Genomic DNA, 14,342 nt, shown 5'->3' with positions numbered 1-14,342 from the left:
TCAACTCCTCGGCGAGCGTGCGGCGGCCGGTCGTGCACGGCGGCCCTGCCGCTGTGGTCGCCGCGGACCGGCCGTGTCACCGGAGATGGCGGCCGCCAGCGCGGAGATCGTGGGATATTCGAAGAGCCAGGTGATCGGAACGCGCCGGTCGAGTTCGGCGCTGAGCCGGCTGTGCACCTTGGCGAGCGTCATCGAGGTGCCCCCGCGATCGAAGAAGTTGTCCTGGCGGCCGATCTCTTCGATACCGAGCACCTGCGTCCAGAGCCGGGCGATGATTTCCTCCGTCGCCCGTGCGGTGGTGCTCTCCGCCACCGTGGACGCCGGCGCGTGCGGTGGTGCCGGCCTCGCCGGGCGGCCCAGGTCGTCGAGGACGGCGATCAGGTCCGCCACCGGGCGGTCGGGGTTGTCCGCGGTGAGCTCGAGCAGGCGGCCGAACCGGGCGGCGAAGAGCGTCATGTCGGCCGGGCGGTAGCGGTCGCCGCGGTAGCCGAGGCGGACCCGGATGCGGTCACCGGTGATCGTCACCCCCGCCGACAGGCCGAACTTTCCGGCGAACCCGGTCGCACCGGCGCCCACGTCGAGCGGAGTGAGCCGGCACCCTCCGAGGACCGGATCGCCGCTTTCGGTGGTCAGCGCGAGGACTACGTCGGCGTACGGGGTTCGACCGGCCCGGCGCGGCGGGTTCAGCCGCTCGAGCACGTCCTCGAAGGGTGCTTCGGCGTGCTCGGTCGCCTCCAGCACCGCCGCACGCATCGAGGTGAGCACGTCGAGCAGGCCGGGGCCGGTGCCGGACCGCAGCACCACGGTGTTCAGGCAGGGGCCGAGCACCTCGTGGTATTCGGGCCGGGTGCGGTTGGTCATGCGGGTGCTCACCACGATGTCGTCCCGCCCGTTCCAGGCGCCCACCTCGACCGCGAGACAGGCCGCGACGGTCATGAAGGGCGTGATGCCGTGCCGTGCGTGCAGTGTCCGCAGGCGCGGGCCCAGATCCTCGCCGACCGGGACGGCCAGAGCGCCGTCCGGGCCGTCTGCCTGCGGGTCCTCGAAGCCCACGTACGCAGGGGCGCCGGTCAGCCGCTCTTGCCAGTAGTCGAGATCGGCGCGATGGCCTTCGCCGCTGCGTGCGTGTGCCTGAGCGGCGGTGAACTCGCGGTACTGGGGGACCGGCGCGGGCGTCCGGCCCGGCACCGCGGCCGCGGCGACCTCCTCCGAGAGGTACCGGGCCACGGTCCGGGCGTCGTCGGCCGCGACGCGGGCGCCGGGATACGACAGCACGGCGGACAGTTCGCCGTCCTGTTCGGCGACGGTGAGCACCAGCCCGTACCGGGCGACCTGTGACAGCACGGATTCCGTCACGTACGGGACGAGTTCGGCCTCGCCGAGTACCGCGCGCCGTTCGGTGCGCAGGTTCATGTCGAGCATGACGTCGCAGTACGGGACGCGGTCCGGCCGTCGTGCCGGGGCGAGCCGTGCGAGCACGTCGTCGAACGGCGCGTGCGCGTGCTCGATCGCGCCGAGTACCTCTCCCTGCATGGCAGTCAGGCCGCCGTCGGCCGCGCCGGTACGCACCACGACCGTGTTCAACTGCGGGCCGAGGACGTCGGTGAGGCCGTTCTGCCGGATGCTGACCGGCACGGCGATGGTGGGCGGCGCGGTGCCGGTCCACCGGCGCACCGCCTCCGACAGCGCGTGGGCGAACACCGTGAACCAGGTGACGCCGGTTCCTCGCAGCCGCGTCAGCGCACCCGGCGGAAGGTCGACCGGCACGATGCCGTCCGGCTCGGGCGCCCGCGGAGCCGGGAACTCGATCATGGACGGAACGCCGTTCAGCCGCCGGTGCCAGAAGTCGAGGTCGGTGCGTTCGCGTTCGCCGCCGCGCGCCGCCGCGCGAGCCAGGGCCACCTGGCGGTACTGAGTCCCGGGTGCGGCCGACGGCCGGTCCGCCGCCGCGTCGGAGTAGTACCGGGACAGCTCGCGGGCGAGGACCGGCACCGAGGCGCCGTCGATCACCAGGTGGTGCAGGCCGAGCATGAGCACCATTCCGTCCGGACCGAGGTCGGCCAAAGCTGCTCTCAGCAGCCGGCCGCTTGCCGGTTCGAACGGGGTCCGGGCCGCCCGCGCCAGCCAGTCATCCGCGTCCGTGACCTGGTCGAGCACGGGCGTCCAGGCCTCGCCGACGATCTGGTGCAGTCGGTCGCCGCGCAGTTCGAAACGCGTACGCAGGATTTCGTGCCCGTCGACCAGCCGCGCGAGGGCCTCGCTCAGGAGCGCCGCGTCCAGCTTCCCGCCGGTGCGCCACGCCAGGCAGACGTTGTACGGCGTCCCGGCCGCGACCTGTTCGGCCAGCCAGATCTGCCACTGATGGTCGGTGGCGGGCAGGACGTCCGGCGGCGCGTCCGCGGCGCCGGGCTCCGGCTGCCGGCCGAGCGCGGCGTCGATCACGCCGGCGAGTTCGGCGAGGTCGGCCGTGTCGTAGACGGCGCGGATCGGTATGCGCGCGCCGAGACGCGTGGCCACGGCGTTGACCATGCGTACGGTGAGCATCGAGTGCCCCCCGAGCGCGAAGAACGAGTCGTCCCGGCGCACGGCCGCGCCGCCCAGCAGGTCCGACCAGATCTCCGCCAGCACTGCCTCGGTTCCGGTGCCCGTGGCGGTCAGCTGACCGGGCTCCACCTCCTCCGGCGCCTCGGCGGGCGTGAGAGCCGCGGCGGGATAGTGCTCGTCGAGACCGCGCAGGAGCAGCCCGACCGACTCTCCGTCGCAGATCAGGTGATGCAGCAACAGGAACAGCACCTGGCCGTCCGGTCCGGTGTCCACCAGCGCGGCGGTCAGCAGGCGTCCGGAGGACGGCTCCAGCGCGCGGCCCGCGGCGGCGCGCAGCCACCGCGTGAGCACGGCCTCGGTGTCGCCCTCGGTGGACAGGTCGACCTCCTCGACCACGGGACGCCACGGCGGCCCGATCACTTGGAGGAGCTCGCCGTCATGCTCGACGAACGCGGTTCGCAGGATCTCGTGCCGTGCGACCATCGCGGCGAGCGCATCGGCGAGCGCCCGTGGGTCCAGCCGTCCGGCGACCCGCCAGGCCAGCGGTACGTGGTACGCGCCCGAACCCGCCTCCAGCCGTTCGGCCAGCCAGATGCGGCGCTGGAAACCGGAGGCCGGGACACCGGCCGGGCCCGCCACGGCCTCGGTGAAGTCGGCGAGCCGCGGGAAGTCGAACAGGGTCCGGATGCCGACCTTGGTGCCGAACCGCTCGCTCACCGCCAGCACGAGGCTCTCCGCCAGCAGCGAGTGGCCACCCAGCTCGAAGAACGAGTCCACCGGCTCGATGTCGTCGATGCCGAGCACCTCGCGCCAGACCTCGGTCATCTTCGGCACGGCCGGATGGACGCCGGCGCCCGCCCGGGGTGCGGGCGCGTTCGACGTGGGTACCGCGGCGGTCGACGCCGCCGCGATCAGGGAGGTATGGGGGTCGTCGGCGATCGTCTCCAGGATCGCGCGGTAGTCGGCCGCCATCTCGGCGATCACCTTCGCGCCGAGCGAGCCCACCGGATCCTTCCACACCAGACGGGTACCGGCGCTGTCGTCGCGCACCATCACCGCCAGCCGGTAACCTGCCGTGCTCTCGATGTCCTCCAGCCTCAGCCGGGCCGTTCTCCCGTCGTGCACCAGCGGCGCGTCCTGCACGTCGAGGCCGTCGCGGAGACCGGCGTTCCAGTACTGGAAGACGGTCTGGTGGGTGCGTTCCCTGGCCTGTGGCCCGGTCAGGCCGGCGGCCCGCATGATCTCCGGGAACGGCAGGTCGCCGTGGGCGAGTGCCTCCTTGACCCGCACCCGTGCCTGGCGGATCAGGTCGGCGTACGTGTCGCACCCGCCGGGATCCGCGGTCACCGGCAGCGGGTTGACGAAGTACCCGATCCGGTCTCGCTCGTCCGGCCGGCGCCCGTGGTAGGGCAGGAACGCCATGACCCGGTCTCCGCCGGTGTGCCGCCTCAACAGCGCGAAGTACCCGCCGAGCAGCACCGTCACGTAGGAGACGCCGAGCTCGGTGGCGCGTTCGCGCAGCCTCGCCGCGAGGTCCGCGGGCAGCTTCTCGCTGTGCACGGTGAATCGGGGCTCCTCGTCGCCGGTCGGCAACGGGAGCAGGTCGGCGGCCGAGGCCAGCGCCGCCTGCCAGTAGGCGCGGTGCCGGTCGCCTTCCGCGGTCGCCACCAGTCGCCGCTGGCGCTCGGTGAGCCGTCGCAGGAACGGCTCCGGGCCGGAGCGGGGCAACTCCCCGTCGGCGTACGCCGTGGTCAGGGCCTCGAGGAACACCAGGAGGGACGCGCCGTCGAACACCAGGTGGTGCACGACGACCAGCACGACCGTCCAGTCCGGGCCATACATCAGCTCGACCCGGCACAGCGGCCCGGTACGCAGGTCGAACGGGACCTGCCAGGCCCGCCGTACGGCGTCGTCGCGCCGGTCGTCGGTGACGGACTCGCGTACCTCGATGTGCGGCGCGTCCGACCAGTCGAGCACCGGGCCCTGGCCGCTGTCGCTGATCCGGGCGCGTAGCTGGGGGTGGGCCTCGCCCAGCACGCGGAACGCCGTGCGCAGCCGGTCGGCGTCCAGGTCACCGCGGACACTGAGCACCATCGGGATGATGTGTGCCAGGTGGTCCCGGTCGAGCTGCCAGCTGACCCAGATCGCCGCCTGCCCGGGTGACAGGGGGACGGTCTCCGGCGGCGTGGTCATGCGCGGGTTCCTTCCGGATCGAGCCACGGTGTGGCGAGGCCGTCGAAGTCGGCCGGGGAGTCGTCTTCCACCTGCCGCACCAGATCGGCGACGCGATGCCGGGCGGAGGTGCAGTACACGTCGGCGGGAAGTTGGCCGGAGTCCTCGCCCGCGCGGGCGAGGGCGGCGGCCCGGGCCAGGACCAGGGAACAGGTGAGCAGTTCGCGGGCGAATCCGCCGATCAACAGCACCGTGCGCTCTCGTTCGCTGAGCTCCTCGCGGGTGTACCGCGCGGTGAGGGCCCCCAGGATGCGGCCGAACCGTCCGACCTCGGCGGCGACCCAGCGCAGATGGCCGTTGTTGCGGACGGTCAGCGCCGGTTCGGCCGGTGGCTCGCCGGCGTGGCCGGGCTCGGGCGGCGGGTACCAGAACGCGAGGGTGGACTGCAGGGCGACGCCCAGGTCGATGAAGAAGTCGACCCCGCCGGAGATCCGCAGATTGCGCTGGTCGCGCAGGTAGCGCTCCACTGGTTCGGCGGGCAGCCCCCGCGCCGCCTTGCTGTCGTGTGTCTCGTACCCCTCGGCGGCGAGCACGGACATGGTCCGGTCGGCGACCTGCCAGGCCAGCAGCGACGTGATGTTCTTCGCCAGGTTCTGCTCGAACCGGGGATTCACCGGAAGGTCCTGATCACCGGGCAGCAGGCACCAACGGGCCACGGTGTCGATGGCGTACCGGTCGGCCAGCGATTCGGCCACCCGGCGCCGGATCTCCTCGTATTCGCCGAGCCCGCGTCCGTCGATCTTGCGCCGCCTCACGAAGTCCCGGGACCAGTCGCAGCACAGGTCGGCCACCGCCTGCGACGGTGCCCCGATCAGGTACAGCCGGCCCCGCATGTTCAGCAGTGCCGAAGCCGGTGTCTGCCGCACGCGGTGCGCGATGCGGGCCTCGCCGAACATGCGCTCCGCCGGCACGCGGACGCGGTCGAAACGCAGCCAGCCGTTCGGGAAGCCGCGGATTCCCATATAGGTGTGCCAGGCGCCCGCGGTGACGCCGGGGCTGTCCGCGTCCACGAAGAAGCGCCGGATTTGTTCCTCGCCGCCGTCGCGCACGGTGGCGGAGACGATGATCAGGTCCGCGATCGGGGCGTGGCCGACGAACACTTTCTCCCCGGTCAGCAGGAAGTCGCTGGAGCCGGGGATCCGTTCCGCCACGGTCTGCCGGCGCCAGTTGGCCGCGCCCTGCGGCTCGGTCTCCGCGCTGCACGAGAACCGGCCGGCGGCGACGTGCGCCCGGACGACATCGCGGAGCGGCCCCTCCGGCAGCACGCTCAGGTACGGTGCGGCGCCCAGCGCGTTCTCCAGCGCGATGGACAGGGCGACGGGCGTGCACCGCGATGCGGCGGCCTGCACCACCCGGTAGGTGTTGTACTGGCTGAGCGCCCGTCCCCCGACGTCCGGGTCGGCTTGCAGCCGGTAGAAGCCGCGGGCGGCGAGTTCCGGCAGGAAGCCGTCCGGCAGAGCGGCCTCCCGGTCGACCGCGTCTCCGTCGATCTTCGCGTCGATCAGCTCGAGCAACTCGGCCACGACCTCGTCGCCGATCGCCCGGTCGCGCTCGTCCTGCTCGGGAAAGCCGGTGAGGATGTCCCAGCGGAACCGGCCCTGGTAGAGCTGCTCCAGGAAGCTGGGACGGTCGGGGTCCGAGATGAAGACACGGGTGGCCACGGGTGTCGCTCCTTCGTCGTCGCCGATCGCTCGCTGTCGTCGAGCCGCGCTCATCCGGCCTCGGCCAGGGCGCGGCGGTCGGTCTTGCCGGACGGTGTGAGCGGCAGTTCGCTCTGTCGCACGAACCGCGCCGGGACCATGTAGCGGGGCAGTTGCGCGCGTGCGTACCCGGCGAGGTCCGGATCCGGCTGCGCCGGATCCACGACGTAGTAGGCCACCAACTGAGCGACGCCGATGCGGCTGACCCCACGGACCACCACGATGTCGCGGATTCCGGGCAGCCGGCGCAGCACCGACTCGATCTCCCCGAGCTCGATCCGGTAGCCGTTGAGCTTCACCTGGTCGTCAGCGCGCCCGGCGTAGTGGAAGACATCGCCCGGCCGTCGGATGGCAAGGTCGCCGGTGCGGTAGAAACCGCCGTCGCCGAGGAAGCGATCGGCGGTCAGCTCGGGTCGGTTGACGTATCCGGTGGCGACTCCGGCCCCGCCGACCCAGATCTCCCCGGTCGCGCCGACCGGCACGTCGGTGCCGTCCTCGGACCTCACCCGGACGTCCCAGCCGCGCAACGGCGTGCCCAGTTCACGGGCGAACTCGTGGTCGTCACCGGGCGCGTCGAGTTCGAAGGCCGAGAGCGTGCGCATGGTGGCGAAGACGGTCGCCTCGGTCACGCCGTATCCGTTGACGAACTCGCATCCGGAGCCGGTGGCGGCCCGCCAGGCTCGGATGTCACCCAGGTCGATCGCCTCGCCGCCGAAGATGACGCGACGCACGTCGCCCGGTGGCGCCGGGACCCGGCGAAGAGCCGCGGCCAGATGCCGGAACACCGAGGGCACAACGTTCAGCACGGTGACGCGGTGTGTGGTCAGCAGGCTGAGGATCGCCTCGGGGGAGATGGCCACTTCCGCCGGTACGACCACCAACGTGCCGCCGGTGATCAGCGCGCCCCAGATCTCCCAGACCGAGAAGTCGAAGCAGTAGGAATGGAACAGCGTCCACACGTCGTCGGCGGTGTGGTCGAACATCTCGGTGAGCGCCGTGACGAGCGCGACGACGTTGCGCTGGCGGACCTCGACACCCTTGGGACGCCCGGTGGACCCGGACGTGTAGATGACGTACGCGGCCACGTCGTCCGGAAGGTCGTCCGGCGCCGGCGGGGGCTCGTCCGCGAAGCCCTCCTCGTCCAGCCGGATCGTTTTCAGGGCGGTGCCCAGGGCCGTGGTGTCCTGGTCGGTGATGACGGCGGCGATCCCGCTGTCGTCGACGGTGAACCGCAGCCGCGCCTCCGGGTACGCCGGATCGAGCGGCACGTACGCATGCCCGGCCACCGTCGTCGCCACGACGGCCGTCACCAGGTCCACGGTGCGGTTCAGGTAGAGCCCGACGCGCGCACCTGGCGTGGGGTGGTCCGCGCGCAGGCGGGCGGCCAGGCTCGTGGCCCGGTCGGCGAGCTGGCGGTAGGTCAGGGAACGGTCCCGGTCCCGGACAGCGACGCGGTCGGGATTCTCCCGCACGTTTGCGTTCAAAAGTTCGAAAAGCGGTGAAACAGGCATGAATGTCCCTCGATGACGGTGGCGGGGTCAGATGCGGAGTCCGACATCAAGGCGGCGCATCCAGGTATCGACCTGCAGCACCATCTCGAGATCGGCCCGGCCGTGCCAGCCTCCTCGGTCGATGAGGGCAGGCTCGGTCAGATAGCGCTTACAGGCTTCGAGATCGATCAGCTGCCGGGAGGGTGCGTACGAGTCCTCCACGAGTTCGCGCAGCCGATCCAGCAGCGCGGCCTTGTACCGCGCGTCGTAGGTGATCGGATAGGGCACCTTGCGGCGGGCCATGATGCTGTCCGGCACCACGGGAGCGCCGATCGTGCGCAGCAGCGCCTTTTCCGTCCCGCCGTCGAACTTCAGCGCGGTCGGCACGTTGTACATGAACGACCACAGGCGATAGTCGGCGAACGGGAACCGGATCTGCAGGCCGACGGCGTTGCTCAGCTGCTCGCAGTGTCCGGCCGCCAGTTCCAGGAGGCGGGTCACGTTGATCCAGTCGACCTGGCGGGCCACCCGGTCCACCGGATCCTCGCCGTCCAGCACCGGAACCTCGTCGAGGGCGATGACGAACATCCGGTCCAGGTAGGCGCCGGCGTCCAGCGTCCGCAGCAGGTCCTGGTCGAACAGTCCGGTGCCGAGCCCGTAGGTCTTGCCGACTTGGCGGAAGCGTTCCAGCCAAGGGAAGGTGGTCAGTGGCCTGCCATCGCTCTGGGGCCCGGTCGCGCCGCCGAACATCACGTCCGCGGACTCCCCGCTGAGGACCAACGGCGTGTGCTCGGCCATCCGGCGGAAGAAGAGGTACGGGCTGACGTTCTTGTCCCCGTAGGGCGAGGGATAGTCCTTGGCGGCGACCACGGCGGCCAGCGTCGCCGGGTCGGACAGCTCGGCCGCGTCCACCGTGACCTCGGTGTGTGCACAGCCCGCGAAGCGCGCCATTTCGGCGGCGTAGGACTGGTCCGGTCCCTTCCCGGAGCCGGCGTAGGCGACTGTGAAGGTCCGCGGCGGGTGCCCCGTCACGGTCGAGCACAACCCGGTGAGCACGCTGGAGTCGAGGCCTCCGGAGAGCATCACGCCGGGATCGACCCCGCTCGTCACCAGGTGAATCGCGTCGCACAGCAGGTCGCGGGCGCGGTCCAGCGTCCGCGGCAGGTCGAGTTCGTGCGGGCGTGCCTCGAGCCGCCAGTACGGCCGGATCGTGATCCCGTGCCGATCGGCCCTCAGCACACAGCTCGGCGGTACCTCGCGCATGCCCGCCAGCACCCCCTCACCCGGTGGGCGGGACTGGGTGATCAGGGCGCAGACCGCCTCCTGGTCGAGGACGGCCGGCACCTTCGGGTGCCGGGCGAGCACCGTGACGTCGGAAGCGAAGAGCAGGCCGTTCGGCGTGGGCAGGTAGGTGAGCGGCCGGAGCCCGATGCGATCCCGCCCGAGGAGCAGTTCACCGGCCGCGACGTCCCAGATCGCGAACGCGGCCACCCCGTCGAGGTGGGCGGCGAGGTCCGGTCCCCAGCGCAGGTACGCGGCCAGGATCTGTTCGGCCGGGGTCGTGCTGGTGTCCTCGCCCGGATAGCCGTCGCAGAGCGCGACCACACGGGCCTCGCCGTCGACGGTGTGCACCGCCGGTCCGCCGGAACCGCCCCAGGTGGCGTCGATCCGCTGGATGAGCGCCGCGACGGGGGAGACCCAGAGGCCGCCCTTGCCGCCACGGGTGACGAGCCCGGCGTCCATGCGGGCGACCGTGACGGCCTGCCGGGTCAGATCGTCGGCCCGGTCGATCCAGCCCGCTATTCCTGCCATCGTGGGTCAGCCTTCGACGGGACGACGGAACCGGTTGATCGCCGGGAGGTGCCGGGCGCGCAGCTCCGGGTCGGTGACGCCGAGCCCCTCGTGCGGTGCCAGGCAGAGGATGCCGACCTTGCCGCTGTGATCGTTACGGTGCACCGTCCGGACGGCGTGCCCCGTCTCGCCGAGTGGGTAGACCGCCGACAGCGTGGGGTGCACGACGCCCCGGGTGATCAGGCGATTCGCCTCCCAGGCCTCGCGGTAGTTGGCGAAGTGCGTTCCGATGATCCGCTTGACGTGCATCCAGAGATAGCGGTTGTCGTACCGGTGGTCGTATCCGCTGGACGACGCGCAGGTGACGATCGTGCCGCCGCGCCGGGCCACGAAAACGCTGGCACCGAACGTTTCGCGGCCGGGGTGTTCGAAGACGATGTCCGGGTCGTCCCCGCCGGTGAGCTCGCGGATGTGTTTGCCGAAGCGGCGCCACTCGCCGGGGTCCGGTTCGTCGCCGCTCCAGAAGCGGAAGCCCAGGGCGCGACGGTCGATGACGCTTTCCGCTCCGGCTTCGCGCGCCAGCCGGGCCTTGTCCTGGCTGGAGACCACGCACACCGCTCGCCCGCCGCCGTTGCGGACGAGCTGGGTCGCGTACGAGCCGAGGCCGCCCGCGCCGCCCCAGATGAGCACGATGTCGCCCTGCTTCATCTGGGCGCCGTTGCGAGAGACCAGCTGCCGGTACGCCGTGGAGTGGACCAGGCTCGAACTCGCCGCCTCCTCCCACGTGAGGTGGGCCGCCTTCGGCATGAGCTGGTTGCCCTGGAGCAGGGCGAGTTCGGCGAGCCCTCCGAAGTTCGTCTCGTAACCCCAGATCCGCTGGTGGGGGTCGCGCATCGTGTCGTCGTGACCGTCCGGGTGGTCGAGATCGACGGCGAGGCAGTGCGCCACGACGTGGTCGCCGGGCTTCCATCGCGTCACGCCCGGACCGACGCGCAGGACGACGCCTGCCGCGTCCGAGCCGAGCACGTGGTAGGGCAGGTCGTGGCGAGCGGCGCCGGGCACGGTACGGCCCCAGCGTTCGAGGAACGCGAAAGTCGGCAACGGCTCGAAGAGAGCGCTCCACACGGTGTTGTAGTTGATCGCGCTGGCCAGCACGGCGATGAGCACCTCGCCCGGCCCCGGCTCGGGGGTCGGCACGTCACGAAGGTGCAGCGACTTGGCGGGATCCTTGTCGGCATCGGCCAGCCCCTCGAACATCGTGGACTCCTCGGCCAGGACCACTGCCCCCCGATACGAATCGGGGAGCGCGAGCGCGGCGATGTCCTCGGCGGTGGCGTCGGCGGAAAGCACGGCGTCGACGATGTTCTGCATGAGGGACCGTTTCCCCTTTCAGCGAACGGTGAGAGAGAATCGACTTTCCCGCCCGGCGGGCCTCCACATTCGATCGAATGCGAATGACAGGGAATAGGTGTATTGGAGGGGGTCGACCTGGTTCGATCATGCTACGGAACCATCCGAGCCGACAGTGTTGCGCTGTTGCCAATCGCGATAAACACCGCGAGTAAACGAAATAAAGCAGGTAACGGCACTCGGCGGCCGCTATGGCCGGCATCGTGGTCGTTGTGACCTGAGTCTCACCAGCGTTGATCAGCGGATAGGTCTGGTCCAACGGCCCGGCCGGCCGAATCGGTGCCTTCGTGAGCCGGTGGTACTTACGGGTCAACCTGAGTGGCAATCCGGGCCTAACACGGCCCGTTCCCGATCGTGCGCATCGGGCGCCGGGGCAGACTCGTCAGCGGACGAGGCGGTGATTTTCATGCAGACACTGATTCCGGGTGGCGATTTGGCGGGTCGGGAACCCTTGCGGCGCTTCGGCTCCGAGCTGCGCAGCAGACGTGAGGAACAGGGCATGTCTCTGCGAAAACTGGCCAGACTGGTGGCGTACAGCCCGGGCTGGCTCAGCAGGATCGAGAACGCGGCCGCGGCACCGACTATCAAGCTCGCCGAGCTGTGCGACCGGGCGCTGCTGGCGGGCGGGGAGCTGATCGCCCTCGCCCGGGACGCCGAGCCCGCGCCGGTCACCCATTCCGTGCTGCCCGCGCAACTTCCGCGCCCGGTAAGCCCCTTTGTCGGACGGACGGCGGAGTTTCGGACGCTGGACCGCATCCACAGCCGGGCCAGTCTGGACGGCCGCGGCCTGACCGTCGCCATCGACGGGCCGCCCGGCGTGGGAAAGACCGCACTGGTGACCGGGTGGGCAGGGGCGGCTTCGCACGCCTTCGGTGATGGCGTTCTCTACGAAGATCTCCAGGGTTACTCGTCGCGCGGTGCTCCACTGGACCCGGCGGCGGTCCTGAAGGCCTTCCTGTTCGCCCTCGGGGTGAGCGAACGAGTGATTCCGGAGGGGATCCAGCAACGCAGTGCCATGTTCCGGACCCTGGTGTCCGACCGCCGGATGCTCGTGGTCCTGGACAATGCCGCGGACTCCCACCAGGTGGCGCCGTTGCTCCCGGGCGCGGGCACCTGCTCGGTCGTCGTGACCAGTCGCCGGCGCATGTCCGGGATCGCCGCGCGCTCGGGCGCTTTCCGGATCGCGCTGGAACCGATGTCCCCCGGGGAGTCCCTCGAGTTGCTGGCTCTCGTGGTGGGCCGTGAGCGGGTCCGTGCCGAGATCGAGGGTGCGCGGGCTCTCGTCCTGCGGTGCGCGGGCCTTCCCCTCGCCCTGCGGGCCGCGGCTGAACGGCTGACCGCCAGCAGGCACCGCTCTTTGGGCGGCCTGGCGCAGGAACTGGCCGGTCCCGGCGATGCCGACGCCCGGCTGGACCTGTTGACCGGGGGTGACGGGCTGACCGTACGGGAATCCTTCGAGGCCTCCTACCATCAGCTCGACGCCGAGTCGTCCCGTGCGTTCCGCCTCCTCGGGCAGATGCCCGGCGAGGTGGTCGGCACGGCGGATGCCGCCGCGCTGCTGCGCCGGCCGAAGGCACAGACCCGCCGCCTGCTGGAGGTGCTGATCGGCGTGAATCTGCTGGCCGAGGTCGGACCGGACCAGTACCTCATGGACGGTCCTCTCGCGCTGTTCGCGGAGGGCCGGGCGGTCGCGGAAGGGCCCTTCAGCGTCCGGCTCGCTCAAGAAGCGTCCGGATAGGCCTTTCGCACCGCCTGGAAGGCGCCGTCCAGACCGGTCAGCGCCATGTCGAGGTCGGCGTCGGTCATGGCGGCGGAGATGAACCAGTTGCGTGCCGGATGGGTGTAGACCCCTCGGGCGAGGGCCTCGTAGCTGAGCGCCTTGGCCAGCTGGTACTTCGTGTCGTTGGTGAAAAGGAGAGTGGGTATCTGCACCGGTCCGGTGGACGAGACGGCGAAGCCGTAGCGCTCCGCGCTGGCACGGATGCCCGCGCGCAGTTGCTCACCGACCACGGCCATGCGACCGACGGCATCGCGTTTGCCGAGCTCGGTGATGGTGGCCACGGCCGCGGCCATGGGCACCGCGCTCATCCAGAAGGAGCCGGTCACGAAGATGCTCGCGGCGGCGTCCCGGTAGTCGTCGTTGCCCGTCACCGCGGAGATCGGGTAGCCGTTGGCGACGGCTTTGCACCAGGCCGAGAGGTCGGGGAGAACTCCGATCGGCTCCCAGCTGCTGCCGTGATGCATGCGGAAGCCTGCCCGGACGTCGTCGAGGATCAGGGCCGCGCCGATCTCGTCGCAGATGTCGCGCAGGTCCCGCGCGAAATCCTCGTCGACGAGTGGCTGTTCGAGGCCGGCGTAGTGGCGGAACGGGCAGGCGAGGATCGCCGCGATCTCGTCCGCGTGGTCCGTCACCGCCGCACGGACCGACTCGATGTCGTTGTAGACATAGGGAATCCGGTTCGCGCGGTCCTCCGCGGGGACGCCGGTCGGGTTCGGCGTGGCCCACGGGGCCGCACCGTGGTAGGCGCCCTCCGCGACGAGGATCTTTTTCCGGCCGGTCTTGGCGCGGGCGATCGTGCAGCACATGGTCGTGGCGTCGGTGCCGTTCTTGGCGAACATGGCCCAGTCGGCGTGTTCTACGGTCGCCACGAAGATCTCGGCCAGCTCGATCATCACCGGGCTCGGCCCGTTGAGGCAGTCGCCCTTGGCGCGCTGGGCTTCGGCCGCCGCCTCCACGACCGCGTCGCGGTAGCCGAGGATGACGGGACCCCAGCCGCACATCAGGTCCACGTACTCGTTGCCGTCCACATCCCACAGCCGGCTTCCGTTCGCGCGTTCGATGTACTGCGGAATACCGGTCAGTGTCGGCAGGGCCAGGTGTCCGTACATCCCGCCGGGAACGACCGCTTCCGCGCGGCTGCGCAGAAGCGCGTCGGTGGTGAGGCTGGGGGGCGCGACAAGACTCGTGTCACTCATGCGCGATCTCCACTTTCGGTGCGGTTCCCATGGTGATTCTCCGACGCGGTCCGATGAAACGCTGGGGGCGTGAAAGGGAACGTATCAATGCGACGGGATGTGCGCCATAGCTTCCATTCTCGATGGTGTTTCGGAATTTGTTGAGCAACGGGGAAACACTTTTCGGATGGCGGGCGCGATGTCGATGATGGTCGTGCGT

The 14,342-nt window shown here is 70.7% G+C and carries 7 protein-coding genes; 1 reads left to right on the top strand and 6 read right to left on the bottom strand.

Annotated elements, in window-relative coordinates:
• The 5 genes from ACFSXZ_RS28760 to ccrA form a co-directional block, all read right to left on the bottom strand.
• Window positions 1-4,737, bottom strand: a complete 4,737-nt coding sequence (locus ACFSXZ_RS28760) for a condensation domain-containing protein (protein WP_378268352.1) — start codon at window positions 4,735-4,737, stop codon at window positions 1-3.
• Window positions 4,734-6,437, bottom strand: coding sequence for an acyl-CoA dehydrogenase family protein (locus tag ACFSXZ_RS28755; RefSeq protein ID WP_378268351.1), 1,704 nt, complete (start codon window positions 6,435-6,437; stop codon window positions 4,734-4,736). Before ACFSXZ_RS28755 ends, ACFSXZ_RS28760 begins: the two co-directional genes overlap by 4 nt.
• Window positions 6,438-6,487: 50 nt before the next feature.
• Window positions 6,488-7,948: an amino acid adenylation domain-containing protein gene (locus ACFSXZ_RS28750; RefSeq protein ID WP_378268350.1), complete on the bottom strand. Its 1,461-nt coding sequence runs from the start codon at window positions 7,946-7,948 to the stop codon at window positions 6,488-6,490.
• A 66-nt stretch (window positions 7,949-8,014) separates the two neighbouring features.
• On the bottom strand, window positions 8,015-9,778 hold the full coding sequence (locus tag ACFSXZ_RS28745) for an asparagine synthetase B family protein (protein WP_378268349.1): 1,764 nt from the start codon (window positions 9,776-9,778) through the stop codon (window positions 8,015-8,017).
• 6 nt (window positions 9,779-9,784) lie between these two features.
• Window positions 9,785-11,128: a crotonyl-CoA carboxylase/reductase gene (gene ccrA, locus ACFSXZ_RS28740; protein ID WP_378268348.1), complete on the bottom strand. Its 1,344-nt coding sequence runs from the start codon at window positions 11,126-11,128 to the stop codon at window positions 9,785-9,787.
• 445 nt (window positions 11,129-11,573) lie between these two features.
• Between ccrA and ACFSXZ_RS28735 the strand changes: the two genes are divergently transcribed.
• The gene (locus ACFSXZ_RS28735; RefSeq protein ID WP_378268347.1) at window positions 11,574-12,905 is read left to right on the top strand and encodes an NB-ARC domain-containing protein; all 1,332 of its coding nucleotides are present in this window, start codon (window positions 11,574-11,576) and stop codon (window positions 12,903-12,905) included.
• Here the strand turns inward: ACFSXZ_RS28735 and ACFSXZ_RS28730 are convergent.
• The gene (locus ACFSXZ_RS28730) at window positions 12,887-14,143 is read right to left on the bottom strand and encodes an aminotransferase class III-fold pyridoxal phosphate-dependent enzyme (protein ID WP_378268346.1); all 1,257 of its coding nucleotides are present in this window, start codon (window positions 14,141-14,143) and stop codon (window positions 12,887-12,889) included. The genes ACFSXZ_RS28735 and ACFSXZ_RS28730 overlap by 19 nt on opposite strands.
• Window positions 14,144-14,342 lie beyond the last annotated feature (199 nt).

This window comes from Amycolatopsis pigmentata (assembly GCF_042684065.1).
GTDB classification, from domain to species: domain Bacteria; phylum Actinomycetota; class Actinomycetes; order Mycobacteriales; family Pseudonocardiaceae; genus Amycolatopsis_E; species Amycolatopsis_E pigmentata.
Note: the sequence above shows the minus strand (reverse complement) of the source record. Positions and strands in the feature narration are given on the sequence as shown.